13 protein-coding genes are annotated in these 16,656 nt (G+C 46.9%); 8 read left to right on the forward strand and 5 right to left on the reverse strand.

Annotation, left to right across the window (positions count from 1 at the left end):
* Positions 1–583 precede the first annotated feature (583 nt).
* The 4 genes from QS713_RS02180 to QS713_RS02190 all read left to right on the forward strand — a co-directional run bounded on the left by QS713_RS02180 (position 584) and on the right by QS713_RS02190 (position 4,664).
* Positions 584–1,309, forward strand: a complete 726-nt coding sequence (locus QS713_RS02180; RefSeq protein WP_313272089.1) for a hypothetical protein — start codon at positions 584–586, stop codon at positions 1,307–1,309.
* Complete coding sequence (locus QS713_RS02185; protein WP_313272090.1) at positions 1,302–2,117, forward strand: nitroreductase family protein; 816 nt, start codon at positions 1,302–1,304, stop codon at positions 2,115–2,117. The genes QS713_RS02180 and QS713_RS02185 overlap by 8 nt, the downstream gene beginning before the upstream one ends.
* 237 nt (positions 2,118–2,354) lie before the next feature.
* Positions 2,355–3,056, forward strand: coding sequence for a YcaO-like family protein (locus tag QS713_RS09100; protein ID WP_376779562.1), 702 nt, complete (start codon positions 2,355–2,357; stop codon positions 3,054–3,056).
* A gap of 42 nt (positions 3,057–3,098) precedes the next feature.
* A complete protein-coding gene (locus tag QS713_RS02190) occupies positions 3,099–4,664 on the forward strand; it encodes an ATP-binding cassette domain-containing protein (protein ID WP_313272092.1) in 1,566 nt (521 codons plus the stop codon).
* A 121-nt stretch (positions 4,665–4,785) separates the two neighbouring features.
* On the opposite strand, the gene pgm is transcribed toward QS713_RS02190, so the two are convergent.
* The 5 genes from pgm to QS713_RS02215 form a co-directional block, all read right to left on the reverse strand.
* Positions 4,786–6,465, reverse strand: coding sequence for a phosphoglucomutase (alpha-D-glucose-1,6-bisphosphate-dependent) (pgm, locus tag QS713_RS02195; RefSeq protein WP_313272093.1), 1,680 nt, complete (start codon positions 6,463–6,465; stop codon positions 4,786–4,788).
* A 71-nt stretch (positions 6,466–6,536) separates the two neighbouring features.
* Positions 6,537–7,493, reverse strand: coding sequence for an NAD(P)-dependent oxidoreductase (locus QS713_RS02200; RefSeq protein WP_313272095.1), 957 nt, complete (start codon positions 7,491–7,493; stop codon positions 6,537–6,539).
* 91 nt (positions 7,494–7,584) lie between these two features.
* Complete coding sequence (locus tag QS713_RS02205) at positions 7,585–8,031, reverse strand: NanQ anomerase/TabA/YiaL family protein (protein ID WP_313272096.1); 447 nt, start codon at positions 8,029–8,031, stop codon at positions 7,585–7,587.
* A gap of 4 nt (positions 8,032–8,035) precedes the next feature.
* Complete coding sequence (locus tag QS713_RS02210; RefSeq protein ID WP_313272098.1) at positions 8,036–11,029, reverse strand: glycoside hydrolase family 2 TIM barrel-domain containing protein; 2,994 nt, start codon at positions 11,027–11,029, stop codon at positions 8,036–8,038.
* Between the two features lie 246 nt (positions 11,030–11,275).
* Positions 11,276–12,280 (reverse strand): LacI family DNA-binding transcriptional regulator, encoded by a 1,005-nt coding sequence (locus tag QS713_RS02215; RefSeq protein ID WP_313272100.1) that lies wholly within the window; start codon positions 12,278–12,280, stop codon positions 11,276–11,278.
* A gap of 241 nt (positions 12,281–12,521) precedes the next feature.
* Here QS713_RS02215 and QS713_RS02220 point away from each other — a divergent pair, with 241 nt between their 5' ends.
* Genes QS713_RS02220 through QS713_RS02235 form a run of 4 tightly spaced genes read left to right on the forward strand, consistent with a single transcriptional unit; the run spans position 12,522 to position 16,650 of the window.
* On the forward strand, positions 12,522–13,451 hold the full coding sequence (locus QS713_RS02220; RefSeq protein WP_313272101.1) for a DMT family transporter: 930 nt from the start codon (positions 12,522–12,524) through the stop codon (positions 13,449–13,451).
* A gap of 27 nt (positions 13,452–13,478) precedes the next feature.
* Complete coding sequence (locus QS713_RS02225; protein ID WP_313272103.1) at positions 13,479–14,792, forward strand: ABC transporter substrate-binding protein; 1,314 nt, start codon at positions 13,479–13,481, stop codon at positions 14,790–14,792.
* Positions 14,793–14,798: 6 nt separating this feature from the next.
* Complete coding sequence (locus QS713_RS02230) at positions 14,799–15,749, forward strand: carbohydrate ABC transporter permease (RefSeq protein WP_313272104.1); 951 nt, start codon at positions 14,799–14,801, stop codon at positions 15,747–15,749.
* A complete protein-coding gene (locus QS713_RS02235) occupies positions 15,739–16,650 on the forward strand; it encodes a carbohydrate ABC transporter permease (RefSeq protein WP_313272106.1) in 912 nt (303 codons plus the stop codon). The genes QS713_RS02230 and QS713_RS02235 overlap by 11 nt, the downstream gene beginning before the upstream one ends.
* The last annotated feature ends 6 nt before the right edge of the window (positions 16,651–16,656 follow it).

Genomic DNA, 16,656 nt, shown 5'->3' on the forward strand with positions numbered 1-16,656 from the left:
ACGCACAGTGAGTTTTCAACTACCGAACAAGGCCAAGTGAGCTCCGGTTCTGGTTGAGGTAAGGTTTCGTCCTTGTTTACTCGTGGTGCATATCGGTAATCATTTAGGGATGTGTGGCATTCTTTAAACTCATAGCAGGCCCTATCCATCGGCAGTACATGGTACACATCCTCGTTCGTACTTTAAGCGTGTCCCAAGCGGCCAATATGTGTAAGGTACACCACGAATTTGACAGACAGCTGCAATGAGTGGTAAACTAAATTGGGTCTTATCACCTAAACCGACATAGGAGTTGTTATGGGGGACCTATCAATCGAAGAGATTTGCCATAAATGTGATGACGTTACGGAGTCTCCAGTGCTATCTCAATCACCTGGTAACTGCGCGGCATGTACATCCTCGGCAAGACCTACGCCGTATGAACTCTCAATTCCCTCCTCTTCTGTAGATGAAGAACTTGAGGAGCTATTCTCAACAGTCTAAAAGGTGTATTTATGTCTAATACCACCAAGAAGCCCGGTGACGATGAAGTCGCAAGAGAAAATGAGGTAAGCCGTGCTGTTGATTAGTTGGAAGGTAGTGGATGTTACTTAAAACTCCTTTTGAAATTGTAAACGGACCAAATAATTCCTATCTTGTATCACATTTCTCTATTCACCGCGTGTCAAAAATTGAGGAAGATCTCAGAGGTGAGAACTTTGCTCTATTGTCCCGTACTTATGAAAAAATAATTGACGCGAAAACAGATGTAAACATCGTTATTGTTGATCCCCCGGAAAGGATAAGAGGATTCTTAGAAGGGTTTGTTTCAGTCTACAGTCCCCATTTTGAGTGGCCGGAGGCCCGGGAAGGTAGGATAATTGTTGATGTTCTAATCTTTGCGGAGGGGGTCCCAAAAAAACTCGATACACGCGATTCTAAGCGGCCAGCCATTGTCTATAACTTTGATGCGTTATATAGGTATCGGAGTTGTATTAACTGGAAGCATAGTGGGCGTCCTTGTCCTATTTGTGTTCTCAAAATTTTTCAAATAGGCGACTCTGAATCAGTTAATCTAATAAGGAGTGCTCTAAGCCTGTCTAAGCGAAAAGAATCAGGATTAACTACTGGAGTTGATAGGCTAAGTGATCTTAACATCATAAAAACCGTATGTGATGCTATAACGCTCGCAAATGCGATTAAAGAAAAGGATCCGGCGGTCTTGGACAGTCTTCGCTATGCTGAGCGCCTGGACGTTACAAACAATATGCAAAAACAGGAATTGCTCCCCACAGATCCTCAGTGTGACCACAGGGGGTTTTATGGATAATAAGCGAATTACCGGAGCTACCTTATTACAGCTTAGGCGCGCCACTCCTAAGCAGGACTTTGTTGATGTGCGTAAAATCCGAGCGAAACTCAGCGCTGGAAACGCGTTGCCAACAGCTGGTGGATTCGTAGTTTCCCCAAAAAGTGCAGCTGTGGCTAATCCATGGATAATGACCCTTGGTGATTTCGAGTATTCCCGCGAAAAGCGAAGAGTTGAACTTCCGTGCCTTGGTGCTAAACGGATTGCTAGTCGTCACTCAAGTTTGATCACAACTAGCTCAAATAAACTACTGAAAGATCGATATGCTGACTGGAGTAAATTCTGCACCTTAGTAACCCACAGTTTTTTACCCTCTTTTGAAGATAAGGAACATCGGCGCCCATATGCAAGCGCGGGGGGTTTGTATACAGTTCAAGTCTTTATGTTGCTACGGAAAGGTTCGAGATGGTACCGCTACCACTTGCTTCCCATTTCACACGCTGTTGAATGTTTGGGAGATATCCCTTTCCATGAGATTTACAAATATGTGGGAGCGGACGGCCTTATTGATCCAAAGAAAATCGACATTGTAATGGGATACGCAATCATACCCGAGCTTGTAATAAGTAAATACCTCCTACGTGGATATAAATTTGCTTTGATGGAAATAGGACAAATGATTCAACAGGCAACACTGGTTGCGGATTCTCTTGACTACGGAACGCGGGTTTATGCTTACTATGACGAGATGTCAGCGGCTATGTTGTGGGACATGAATCCGGATGATATCTGGATTGAACAGCTTCAGGTATTCGCGAGTGAGGAATAAATGAGGATACTCAGGTTTCGCGATTCAAGCAACTCCGGTTCAGTAACCACTATTGCTTCGGTATCATCGATTGTGTCTGGCATTGGTTTCGGAGAACCGGCTAATCAAACGAGAGCCCAAGCTGAAGCTATTGAACGGTTCTGGCAGAAGCGAGGTCCAAGTGACCGTGCACGTGTCTACAGTATATCGTCAGAGGCTAGTGACGATACCATCTGCTGCTCGTCAACACCTAGCTCAATGTTTGTTGACTCAAGTGGAACAGCGGTAGATCGAAACCTCTCGAGAGCAATTGAAGCCGCTTGTGCGGAATTTATAGAACGGCAGTCAATAATCGCACATTGGCGATTAAGTACTCCAGGAAGACCGATTGACCGCCCGTGTTACTTCTCGAACGGCGAGTGCTCATTGCGAGATGTTTCTATATTCCCAGGTATATATGTAGTTCTGGCTTTATTTCGCAGAAATAAGGGTTCGTGTTCTGTTGTTAAGTATTCTGCAGGTGCTTCGAGTTCCACTAATCTTAACGAAGCTACTGACAAAGCGGTCCGAGAATGTCATCAGGCCTACCTATCGATGCAAGATAATGTTTTCCGCCGTGCTACAGGCCGATTATTAATGGACAGAATTCAGGAAGAATATCTTAACGCCAATAAGGCAACTACAGTAGATTGTTGGCCTCGACTTACTTCGACTGAAAGTAAACTCCACACTGCGCACGTCAATACGGGCACAGCATTATCAGTGCTCCAAAGTGTTTTAGAGCCTCCGCTACTAATCCTTGATAGTATTTTCTATGACGGAGAACCATGGTATGTAGCCCGCTTAATGAGCGATATATGGCCAGCTGGGCTACATGATAATCGCCCTAGTGCGATCAAAGCTCTTGTCAGACTCACCGGAATAGAAGAGTGTCGGCACGACGCCGTGCCTTTTGGGTGAATAAATGTAACTTTTTCAATAAAACTTGAGATTAGAGGAACCATGGTATTTATCAGAAAAGTTTTGAGTTGTGCTTGGCGTATTTCACCGTGGCGAAATCTCATCCTTATTACGGCGATATTTGTATCTTCAGGTAGCGCAATTTTAGCACCTTACATACTAGGGCAGGGAGTTACGCATTTGGTATCAGCTACTACGAGAGAAGAGTTTGCAGCTATAGCCGGATTTGTTGCTGTCGTATACGCCATTTTTTGGTTGCTGGGCGCCATTTCTATTTACGCTGTTTACCCGTTGTATGGTCTCGTTGAACAGAAGCTTCAATCCGATGTTATGGCTAGGGCGCTGTTCGATAGTATTTGCGCAAATCCTGCGGCGCGTAGTCGACTGGACAACGGAGAAATATCATTCGCAATAGACACGCAGGCGGGTGCGTATCGTGATGTTCTTTCCGGCTTATACCTTTCCGTCATTCCTGCTCTACTATCGCTCATTTCAGGAGTGATTGCAGTGATAGTAGCGAGTTCATGGGTGGAGGGTTTCATACTTCTATCCGCAATTATAGCATACTTGATAATAAGTAAACCACTCATTGCTGGCCACCAGAAAGCTCAAAGCATATTTTTTAAGGAAAATATGAGAAGCTTCGGCGTTCTAGGCAATTCGTTAAGCCTGTGGAAAGAAACAATTGTTTTCGGTGTTCCAGAGTTTCTATATTCACGCTACAAATCCGACCGTAATTCAGTTGAAGATGCTGGAAAAAAGTCTTATAGAGCCACACGTATACTCTATTTATCACAAGCTCTAATTCTTGCAGTCACGATTTGCATTCTCGTATTTACTATCACGTATAAGTCTCAGGTTGATAGCGCAAGTGTAATTGGTGCTATTATTTCAACAGTAGGAATCTCAGTAGCATCCATTGGACCTTTACAGTCCATTGGATTCGGTATTTCTTCGTTGACCGTTGCTATAGCTCACGAGAACGGAACTAAGGACAAGATTCGTCCCATTGCGAAGCCAACAGAAAGTGCTTCTGCTGATTGGCAACGCAAAGTAGACGAACTGAAAATATGTATTACCCCAGATCTGAATCGCCCGATTTGGATACTTGGCCCCAGCGGTTCTGGTAAAACTACGGTATTAGAAGAAATTCTTGGACTTAGTACTACGCGCCAGAAAATTCCAACAAACGCCAGCTATGTTCAACAATCACCGGGTCTGCTTAATGCAACAGCGATTGAAAACGTGGTGTTTGGCCGCGATATCACTGATGCCGAGGCTAGCAAGTATTTAACTGCGTTAGGACTAGAAAGTTTCACTACTGGTGGATCCAATTGTTTACGCGATGTTGCCGGAGAAAAGGGAGGAGTCTCCGGGGGAGAGAGGCAAAGGATTGCAATAGCCCGCGCCCTCGTATCTGACGGGGCATTCATCGTGTTGGACGAACCGACAAGTGGTTTAGATGCTACAGCACGTGCTCAAGTGTGGAAACTGATTGAGACTTCTGCAAGCGTTAATACCGTTGTTGTTGCCACGCACGATGGGGACGCACCAATACGCGAAGACGACCTAATATTCTATCCAAGTGCTGAAGAAAACACGGAATAGATACCCACTAGAATCTCTCGTTTCTGGATTTACGGTTGTTAATCCCAAGCTGGCAAGACCGCTCTCTTACACAGTGAAGAACGGTCTTGCGAGCGGCCGGGAATCATCTCACCGGGAACCATCAGCCTTTCAGCGCGTTTTCGACAACGTCTTTAGCTTCGGCCAGTACCTCATCTAAATGGCCATCGCCTTTGAAAGATTCCGCGTAGATTTTATACACGTCTTCTGTGCCGGAGGGGCGGGCAGCGAACCACGCGCTCTCAGTGGTCACCTTCAACCCCCCGATCGGGGCGTCATTACCCGGGGCATTCACCAGGCGGGCGGTGATGGGTTCACCCGCAAGTTCGGTTGCGGACACGTCATCGGGCGAAAGGGCAGCAAGCTTAGCCTTTTGTTCCCGATCAGCTGGCGCATCCACGCGCTTATACGCCGAATCACCAAACCGTTCCACCTGCTCCTCATGCAACTGGGATGGAGTCTTCCCCGTCACCGCAAGAATCTCAGAGGCAAGCAGGCACATAATGATGCCATCTTTATCCGTCGACCACACCGTACCGTCATTGCGTAAGAACGAAGCGCCAGCCGACTCCTCACCACCAAAACCAACCTCACCAGACAATAGGCCAGGCACGAAGTACTTAAAGCCCACCGGCACCTCAATCAACTTGCGGCCCAAATGGTTCGCAACCCGGTCAATCAACGCGGACGACACCAAGGTCTTCCCAACCGCGCAATCCGCAGCCCAATCTGGCCGGTGCGTGTACAAGTATTCAATCGCTACCGCCAAGAAATGGTTCGGGTTCATCAACCCATCCGCAGTGACAATCCCATGACGGTCCGAATCCGCGTCGTTACCCGTAGCAATGTCGTACGGCGTGTGACCATCCTCGTTCGGAGTCATGGCCTCCAGTAGTGACGCCATTGCGTACGGGGAGGAACAATCCATCCGGATCTTCTCATCCCAATCCAACGTCATAAAACCAAACGCCGGATCCACCTGCGGGTTCACCACCGTCAGATCCAGGCCGTAGCGTTCGCCGATCTGACCCCAGTAGTCCACTGACGCACCGCCCAGCGGGTCCGCCCCAATGCGCACACCCGCACGGCGGATTGCCTCAAAATTAATAATATTCTCAAGGTCTTTGGCGTATGTACTCAAATAATCGTAGCGCTGAATCTCGGGTTGCTGCAGTAACTGTGAACCACCGTAGCGTTTAACTTTCGACCAGCCACTTTGAAGAATCTCATTCGCCCGGTTCGCGATCCAACTGGTTGCGTCCGTGTCAGCAGGCCCACCGTGAGGCGGGTTGTACTTGAACCCTCCGTCACGCGGCGGGTTGTGCGACGGCGTAACCACAATCCCATCCGCCAGGCCACTGCCCGTGGTGCGAACCCCACTGTGAGATCCGGCGCCGTTGGACACCAAAATTGCGTGCGACAACGCAGGAGTGGGCGTGTATGCGGAACGGGCGCAGATCCGGGTTTCCACCCCAGCTGCAACCAGGACCTCCAGGGCAGTGCGCCACGCCGGTTCTGAAAGCGCGTGCGTGTCACGAGCCAAGAACAGGGGGCCGTCAATACCTTCTTTCGCTCGGTACTCCACGATCGCGGCTGTGGTGGCGACAATGTGGGCTTCGTTGAACGCGCCGTCGAGCGCACTCCCGCGGTGTCCGGACGTGCCAAAGACAACTTGTTGATCCGGGTTGCCCGGGTCTGGTTCTACATCGTAGTAGGCCGACAGTAGTTCATCGACGTTGATAAGATCCTTCTTTTCGGCAGGCTTGCCAGCTCTTTCAAACATACTTCTAGTGTGGCAGTAATCACCGGAAAAGTCACAGGCATGTCACGGAGTGGGAGAGTGTTTCTCAATGCCTACTTCGATTGCGGTGTGCGCATCAGGTTACGCATTCCCGCCACGTTCCCTTCCTTTATTTTCTTGAGGTTGTGGGCCACTACGTCAACGAGCCCATCTGGCCGTCCGCCAGCACAGTGGGGGCTGATAATGAGGTTCGGGGTGTCCCACAAAGGTGAGGATTCCGGTAGTGGTTCGGTTTGCGCCACGTCAATGCCCGCGCCCGACAAGTGACCGTTCTTTAACGCATCCGCGAGGGCGGATTCGTCCACGGTGGATCCGCGGCCCACGTTCACAACCACTGCCCGGTCGGGGAGCGCGTCAATCACCTGCTGGTTAAGCGCATTCTCAGTGTTCTCCGCGCGGGGCAGCACCATAACAAGAATGTCCGCGTCAGCAAGGACCTCAAGAATACTATCGACCGCGTAGGTTTGGAACCCGGCGCGCGTACCTGCAGACTGGGCAACCCCCACCACGTTGGAACCGAATGCGGCGAAACGCTTACCAATGGCCTGTCCGATAGCGCCAAAACCCCACACGACAACTTTGGAATCAACCACGGTGTGGACCCACTGGTCGGAATGCAGGTCGCGTTCTTGTCCCATGGCTGTGTCCCACGTGTGATTCTGTTTGTCGCGCATCAGTTTCGGTACGCGCCGCACTAACGCCAAGGTGAGTGCGAGGGCGTGTTCGGATACGGTGCGGTCGTGGAAGTGCGCGCCGTTACACACCACCGCGTCTGCACGCAAGTTAGAGGACATGAGGCCGTCGGGCCCGGCCGCCATCGACTGCCAGTAGCGCACGTTCGGTAGTTGGTCTACAAACGGGTGGACCGCCGGAGTCATCCCCCAAACCACCGCCGCTTCGGCATCCTGGTGCTCAGTTGGAACCTCCTGATTTTCACTCAGAAACACCGGTTCCACATCACCCGGTAAGTCCCAATCCAGTTTCGGTTCTGGTGGCAGAATAATCTTCATTGAAAGCTCCCTTCGTTCCCTTCAAGACTACAGGTCACGTTGGGCTTTCGTAATTTGCTAGGGCAGTTGAAACTCAAGCAGTCTTGCGCATCTATTTGTTATGGAATGTGTGTCCTTCCACGGTGACCCGTAAAGTGATTCCTTTAAAATTAGACCCGGGGACGATGCGAGCAGCTTCATCTATTCCAACTATTGCAATCATCCCATCAGAAAGAGTGATTGTAGTCGTTGGGCCCGCATATTCTTGCGTATCTGAAAGGTCGCTATATTCATTTGTGGGTTCTAGGGATAATTGTTTGGCGTACTCGAGTTTTATGAGCCCCTTCTCACAATATATAACTCTTTGGTATCTTCTTGAACCAATAAGGCACGATTCATGGTTATTATGATCGACTACTCTCCAGGTCAATGAATCACCGATTGAAAAAGTAATGTCAGGTCTTCTTTCAGGTGAAAGGATTGCCTCCTGAGCACGTTGCCATTTACGATGTGCCCCCATTATTTCACGGAACAAAGTTATGGAGTTGAATATCTTCACTGAATTACTTCTCCGTATCTGATTGAGAGGGTTGGAGTGAAAAAGTGTGGGAAAACGGCGCAAACCTCACGCGATAAGCATCGAGTACTTCAGAGCCCCAGGAGTTAGAGCCCAAACCAAGGAGTTGAGCGTCAATATTTACCTCAATACTGTCTTCTTCCTCAAGCTCGTTCATGTGGGTAGCTTCGGATAGTTGTTTGTCGGAGTAAGGTAGAGCTCGTACATTTAGGGGAGTCTCGTTCGCAAAGATGCTTAGCTTAGTACCTTCCTCATTACTCAACGTAAACACTCTTATTTCGCCTCTATTACCATTATCTTGCGGAACAACGTATGGCGTCGGGAGTTCTCGAACCGTCGTGCTGAAGCGCCCTAAATAACTTGCTGCTTTCGAGTCTGGGTAGTTCTCGCCAGGTCCTCTGCCATAATAATTGATGTTCTGAAATGATGAAGGAACTGCTAATCTCACTCCTATACGCGGAATGATCTCGTCGTAACTACCATAGGGATTGCCTTCTACCCTCACCACTGCCTCACCATTATCGTGTACCGTCCACGTGTACGCACACCGCATACCGAAATCTAGAGAGGGCGGAGCGATTCTGGTCTTAACGTGTATGGTGCAATGATTGTTAGTTGACCTGTAATCTACCGATTGCACCGATTCTTGGCACACATCTAAGTAACTAGGTGACCATAATGAGTCAAATTCTTGCTGGTGGTTATCGATTAGTGAATGCCAGAAAGTTATTTTAGGAGACTGTTCTATTAACTCTGTGTGCTCGATTGACAGCGATGTTAAATCTCCCGTAACCAGATCGAATATATATCTTGCTTTACCCGAGTGAATGATCAGTTCATTGTTTACACGGTTGCAAGAGAAATATCTACGGTGATTTTTGCGCTTTGCCGGAGAGTAGTCGGTCAGGGGAAACTGGGAAAGCGCCACCAAGTCACCATGCTTTCTGAATGGAGTGTTTGCGGTTGCAAATACCTTACAGGTAAGTGAAGCCTCTTCTTGAGAGTCGTTGTCTAACTCAAATTTTTGAGGAGTCTCAAGCAAGATACTCTCCCCTGGCTGTAGACCATTTAAATTACTGTCGGAGGTGGCAACTACATACCCGTTGCGTGTTAATTCTATGTGGGCACATAGATCCTCCAGTGGTTCGAACCATTGCCTAGATTTCGCATAGAGTTTGCCATTCTCATAAGAGAACTCCACGGGAGCAATTAAGAACTTATATTCCAGTAGTCCAGGACTCGGTGTACGCCAAGGGAAAACAAGCCCATCTATGCAAAAATTGCTGTTATTTGGGTAGTCGCCAAAGTCGCCTCCGTACTTATAAAAAATCCTTCCATTTGAATCCTTGCTCTCGACTCCATGGTCGATCCATTCCCATACGAAATGCCCTTGAATGTGCCGATACTTGTTGAAAACCTGTTGATACTCGGCAAGTCCTCCTGGACCATTTCCCATGGCGTGGCCATACTCACAGATAATACGAGGTTTAGGGTGTGGGTATTCACCAAAATCGTGCATCTGTGAGACTCTCGAATACATGGTGGAAACCACATCTACAACATCGGCGTTCCGGTCTTCCTCGTAGTGTACTGGCCGAGTCGGATCAAGTCCTTTGGCCACTTTATACATACTGACAATATTGCAACCGAATCCCGATTCGTTGCCTAATGACCACATTATTATTGATGCATGGTTACGTTGTGCAATAATGTGGCGCTCTATCCTATCCACATAGCTGATTTCCCAGTCCGGATCGTCTGTTATTCTGCTTAGCTCACCCACGTTAGCAAAACCGTGCGATTCAAGATCAGTTTCTGCAATCACAAGTAAACCCATCTCGTCACACAATTCATAAAATCTGGGATCGTTAGGATAGTGAGACGTTCGCACAGAGTTAATATTGTTAGCCTTCATCAAAAGCAAATCTTGCGCAGCAGTTTCTATGTCTATGGCACGACCTTTTTTGGGGTCATGGTCATGTCTATTAACTCCGTGCATTTTAAAGTAGTTGTTGTTTAGGCGAAGCTCGCCATTAACTATTCTAATATCGCGTAGGCCAACTCTATGGTGAATAACTTCAAGCGTTTCTCCGCCATGTTTTAGTGAGATAAATAGCGAATACAATTTAGGCTTCTCGGGATTCCACCAAGTAAAATCTGAAAGAATTCTATGGAATCTAAATTGTTTGCCGGCTTTCATCCTGTCTTTAGCTAAGACTTTTGCGTCATCTGATAGCTCCCATTCAACTGTCAAACTACCCGTGTGGTCTGACAGATCAACTTCAAGTGAAAAATCGCATTTGTTGGATGCTAGGTAGGAAGTTACAAGTCGGAAGTCAAAAATGTGGACTTCGGGTCGAGAAACAATCCACACGTCTCTAAATATTCCTGAAGCCCACCACATGTCTTGATCTTCGATATAGGTGGCGTCAGAATACTGGAGAACCTTTACGCAGATGAAATTATCCTTTTCGAGCAAGAAATTGGTGATATCAAATTCTGCGCTCAAGCGTGAGCCTTTTGAAAAACCAACGTAGCGACCGTTGATATGCACGTCAAAATACGATTCAACGCCATCAAACCTCAGAATGTATCTTCGATTTGGGTCTAATCCGTCTACGTCAAATTTTTTTTGATATATCGCGGTGGGGGTTTGGCTAGGTATATTTGGTGGATCTATGGGAAAGGGATATCCCTCATCTGTGTACTGTAGGGTCCCATATCCGTCAAATTGCCACATATGAGGTACTGAAACAGTGTTTAGGCGTGGGTCGTATTCTGTGATTGAACTTGAGGGTACTGAGAAAGGAGATGGGTAGAGCTTGAACTTCCAGTTTCCGTTTAAGTCGATGAAGCCAGAGGCGCTTTTTCTTGTTGGGGGAACTTCTCGCGATGAAAGTGGAACAAAATATGCATGCGGAGGTAATCTATTTTCGCCAGTAATATTGGGGTTCTCCCAGGGGTTAATACCTTCCCACATTTCGCGCTCCTTCGCGTAGCCATTCTAAGGAAACCGGTTTTTGTAATGCATTATGCTCAACAAACAATCCTTTTGTCAATTTTTAAATACTGAAGGATAGCTTGTGCTATGTGTTTGATGGTTTTCTCGGAGGAGATGTTGCAAAATCTGTGTGGTTCTTTATGATAGTGAACGCTTCGCGTACCAGAGCTGGCTTTTTATGTTTAAGCGAAAGGAAAACTGCAGCTGCGTTGGTGTGTCACTGATCTAAGCAGTTTGGCGTATAACCAATTTGGTGGGCAGGACTATAGTTTCCGGGTCGTTGTTCGCCATAAGACTTATTAAAAGCTTTACGGCGTCTTGTCCTTGAGTTTCCATAGGTTGTGCGATGGTTGTCAAGCCTGGGGTGTCATCTGCAATCTTCCCATCATCGTAGCCTGTAACACGCACTTCGGCTGGAACCTCGATTCCGGCCTCCCGCAGTGCAATTAGGGCGCCACGTGCAATACGGTCTGAACCACACAGCAGGCCGTCAAACTGTACTTCCCTGCGGAATAAATGCTTCACACCCTCATATCCTCCGATAGTGGTCCAATCGCGAAAGTAGACATGTCGGTTTGTTGTCAATTTTGGAAACACATGTTGAAATCCCCGTAAACGGTCCAACGAGGCTGGTTGGTCGGAGTCCCCTAGGATGGCGCATGGGTGCTTTATTCCTTTATGCTTCAGATATTCTGCGATTTGTTTGCCTCCTTGAAAGTCGCTAGCATACACGGCGGAGAAATGTCCCTTGTATTTTTCTTCCGGCAACTGTCCGCACAGCACTGTCGGAATACGGCAGTCTTGCAGCGCATCAAGCAGAAAAGTGTCCCCCCAAGGTGAAAGGTGGATTAACCCGTCCACACCTCGATTCGTGGCTAACTGAAGGGTTTTTTCTTGCTCGCGGTGGTTTGTGGCCTGTAATAAAATTGGGATGAGTTCCCCACTTGCTATGTAAGAAAAAATTCCTTTTATAATAGTGCGAAACGTTGGATCTTCGAATAATAAGTCGAACGGTTCCGTTATTACTATCCCGATGGTGTTTGTGCGACCGGTTGCTAATGCTAGAGCTTGTCGCATTGGAGTGTAATGTAACTGAGTAGCTGCGTGGTGTACGGCTTGAGAGGTTTTTTCCGAGACCTGGTATGTCCCTTTGAGTACTCTAGATACGGTGCCCTTAGTTACACCAGCTAGTTTAGCAACGTCATCGATAGTTGCTCTGCGATGCCGCATTTAAGTCCCTTCATACTACAGCCTGCTGATCCAGAGTGAGTGAGTGATATGCAACCAGACTCTGTATTTGTAGTTCTATACTACGCGTAGGTTGCGTTCAACATGGTGAATGTTCACCGTGAACAACCTAAATGAGTATATAGTGAGCTGAGTCACTTTAACTTGTCAGTGGAAACCGGTTGCTGTAAATTCTGGTTAAACCGGTTTCCGTGCACAAGTGCAACCGAGATAACGTAAAGGAATGGCGAAGATGCTGGGTTCAAACAGGGCTACCTCCGGCGTTGTGCCAGTTGCTGTTTTAGTTGCGGTGACTGCAGTTTGGGGGTCAACATTCTTTCTTATCAAGGGTTTACTACAGGAAATCTCTGCGTTAGATTTTCTCTCTGTTAGGTTCTTAATCGCTGCTCTCGTGGTTGGGGTACTCATGTTCCCAAGATTGAGGAGAGCTAATAAGAGAACTTGGCGTAATGGGATTATTCTTGGGATCTTATATGGTTCCGCTCAGATTTTCCAAACGGTCGGGTTAAAGACCACCCATGCATCGGTATCCGGCTTCATAACTGGAATGTATGTTGTACTTACACCTGTAGCTCTGTTGCTTCTTTTCCGGGAACGCATTTCACGAAAGGTATGGTTTGCCGTAGCTATAGCCGGTATCGGCGTTGCGGTCCTCAGTCTTCATGGCTTTGCGGTTGGTAGAGGCGAACTGATTACTTTTACTGGCTCAGTTTTATACGCAGTACACATCGTTTTTCTTGGACGATGGGCAAAACAAGATGATCCGTTTACACTTGGTTTGATTCAAATAATTGGCATTGCTGTGTTCTGCACAGTTTGTGCTTTGCCTACCGGAATCCGCCTGCCCACCACAGTCGGATCGTGGGCAGCATTGATTTATATGGCTTTTGTGGCTGGTGTAGCCGCTCTGATTGCTCAGACGTGGGCGCAGGCTAGGATGAGTGCTCCCAGCGCCGCAATAGTTATGACTATGGAGCCCGTGTTTGCTTCATTGTTTGCAGTAGTTTTTGGTGGAGAGGTGGTGACCTTACGACTTCTCTTAGGTGGCGGCATGATCTTGACGGCCATGTTCACTACAGAGCTCGAGTTCAATAGTGAGGTTAGCGCCACGATGCCACCCAGATCTCTAAACAGAGACTCCAAGGTTAGTTAGAAAAAGAACTCTACTCAAGGGGGAGAAGTGAAAAAAACCAAATTAAGGAAGCTTATTGTAGCAGCGGCTGTAGTAAGCGTGCTCTCTGCAAGTACGCTAGCTGCCTGTGAATCTGGAAGCGATACAGCACAAGAAGATGGAGATGGCAGTGTTACTTGGTCTACTTGGGGAACACCAGATGAGCTAAAAATATTTGAACAGTTCAATAAAAAATTCGGTGAAGAGCATCCAGACCTAAAGGTTAATTTCCAGCCAGTAGCTTCTTATACTGATTATCATTCCAAGTTAAACACTCAGCTCACATCTAATACCGCGCCTGATGTGTTTTATGTAGGGGATGATCAAATTGCAAACCTTGTCTCGAACAACGTGCTGGAACCACTAGACTCACATTTGAATGCGCAAGATTCGCCAATATCGCTAGAAGATTTTTCTGAGTCAATATATCAAGTGGCACAGCTTGATGGTAAGACATACGCACTTCCGAATGATGTTAACCCTGATGCATTCTGGTACGACAAAGAGGCATTACAAGCAGCTGGTATCACCGAAGACCCTGCCACACTAGCAGAACAAGATAAATGGAATACTGACGCGTTCTTCGAAATGACTGACAAATTAAAAAGTGCGGGAATGACTGGAGCTGCGTTCTGGAACTATTGGTCAACCACCGATTCAATTATAACATCGCAGGGTGGAGTTGTTTATGACGACAACGGAGAGTACCAAGCAAACAAAAATAAAGCATCAGTAGACGCGATAGCAACGTGGTCTGAGCGATTTAAGAATGGCCAGTTTGTTGTCGCTGATATTCTGCCTTCGGGGCAAGATGCCGACACATTGTTTGTTCAACATAAACTTGGATTCCTAGTGCAAGGACGTTACACGGTGTCAACAATTGAGGGAGCCGGGAACTCTGTTGACCAGTATGACGTTGTTCGATGGCCTACTCCAGATGGGAAACCAGCTTCAAGCGGTGTTGCAGCGTCATTCTTGGCAATTAATAAGAATGCTAAAGACAAAGATGCAGCAGCTAAATTCCTCGCAGAATTTCTTTCAAAAGATGGTCAGAAACTACGCCTTTCGCAGTCTGGGAACGCACTCCCCTCCATCCATGGAATTGATGACATCGTAAGTGGTTCCCAAAAACCCGCGCACGTTGATGCCTTACTGGAAATGCGTGATAACGGATACTCTAATTATCGTCCGGAAGCAGTTGTGCCAGGACTCTCTGACTCTATAGCTAACGAGTATATGTTGCCGCTTTACCAGGGGAAGAAAGCTGCTCAGAAGACATTAGACGAAGTGGCTAAGCTAATCTCGGAGAAAACTAAGAAGTAGCTCGGAATGATGACGACAAAAGTAAGCTCATCGCAAACCTTGTGGGGGGAGCGCAGCTTCACCCACAAGGGCAGCGAACCTACGTGGCGAAAAAAAGATAAGGCATGGGCGTTATTTTTCCTGGCACCGCAATCGATAGGGATACTGGTCTTTACTATTCTCCCATTCGTCTTCGCGTTTATCCTTGCCTTCACGGATTGGAATGGATTTGGCCCTCTAAAATTCATTGGATTTGATAACTTCAAAAGTCAGATCACGGACCCCCTTTTCCTGAGAGCAGTAGTTAATACTTTAGTGATAGCGCTCGTAACTGTTCCCGTGGGACTGTTTCTCGCTATCGTAATTGCGGTATTGATTAACAGGTTGCAACACAAGACCACGTACATGATCTTGTTCTTTGCACCGGTTGTTACATCTGCTGTAGCTGTTGCACTGATTTGGCAACAGCTATTGCGGCAAGACGGTTTGCTATCAACGATAATTAGTAGGTTGTTCAGGACAACGCCACCGGATTGGTTAAACGATCCTAGACTAACCTTGCTTGCAGTTTGCGCGGTAACCATATGGTCCTCGCTGGGACTGAACGTAGTTATTTTTCAAGCTGGATTACAGAATGTAAGTCCTACTGTTCTAGAAGCAGCAAAAATAGATGGAGCAGGTAATCTAAGAATTTTCTATTCCGTGATCCTACCTATCCTATCACCGACTATTTTCTTTCAGTCAGTGATAGCTTTTATCTCGTCTTTGCAAACATTCGATATTGTATTTGTGCTGGTCAAGAATGCTGGTCCGGACAATGCAACTAGAACAATTGTATACCATATATACGATATCGGTATTCAGAAAGGACAGATGGGGCTTTCCTCAGCTGCGGCAATATTCCTGCTGATATTGTCTGTGTTAATCACTATCATGCAATTCGGATTTGAAAAAAAGTGGGTTCACTATGACAACTAATGTTTCATATTTAGAAAAGCAGGGTAAGCGGAGCAAAGGTAGTAGTCCTCGTGGCATCCGTATGGTGCTAACCTGGATTGCGAAGCGGCACGTAGTCACTCATATTATCTTAATAATGGGTGCGCTCGCCATGTTTGGGCCATTTGTATGGATGGTGCTAACAGGTTTTAAAACACTACCTCAAATTTTGAAAGATCCGCTTTCCTTCATACCGTCACCATGGACCCTATCGAACTTTTCTGATGCATGGAATCAAGCTCCGTTCGCAAACGCCTATTTCAACTCAGTGTATATTGCACTGCTAATTGTGGTTGGTGCGTTGATAACTAGCTCTATGGCTGGTTATGCGTTTGCCCGAATAAAATTCCGAGGAAGTAAAGCACTATTTGCTATTGTCCTCATTGCGCAAATGATCCCAAAACAGGTAACTTTAGTGCCTTTCTATTTGTTGATGGCCAAACTCGGGTGGGTTGATTCACACCTATCCTTAATTATTCCTGGAATACTAGTCAACCCATTTGGAGTTTTTCTAGCTAGACAGTTCATTTTATCGGTCCCAAAGGAGCTTGAAGATGCTGCAACTATTGACGGGGCTTCTAGGCTACGAATCTACTGGCAGGTAATTTTACCTATGATTCGGCCCGGTTTAGGTGCATTGGCGATAATTATTGCATTAGATACGTGGAATAATTTTCTATTGCCTCTTATCTTGCTTAATAGGACAAAGCTGTTTACGGTCCCTTTGTTGCTTGCGCAGTTTCAAGGGCAATTTGGTGGGGTTAACACGGGACTTATAATGGCTGCTACAGCGGTATCTACGGTTCCGATGTTGATTATTTTTATAATCGGTCAGAAACAAATAATGTCGAGCCTTGCAACCTCGGGACTTGGCGGGAGATAGTCGGAG

This window comes from Gleimia hominis (genome assembly GCF_032085515.1).
GTDB lineage: Bacteria > Actinomycetota > Actinomycetes > Actinomycetales > Actinomycetaceae > Gleimia > Gleimia hominis.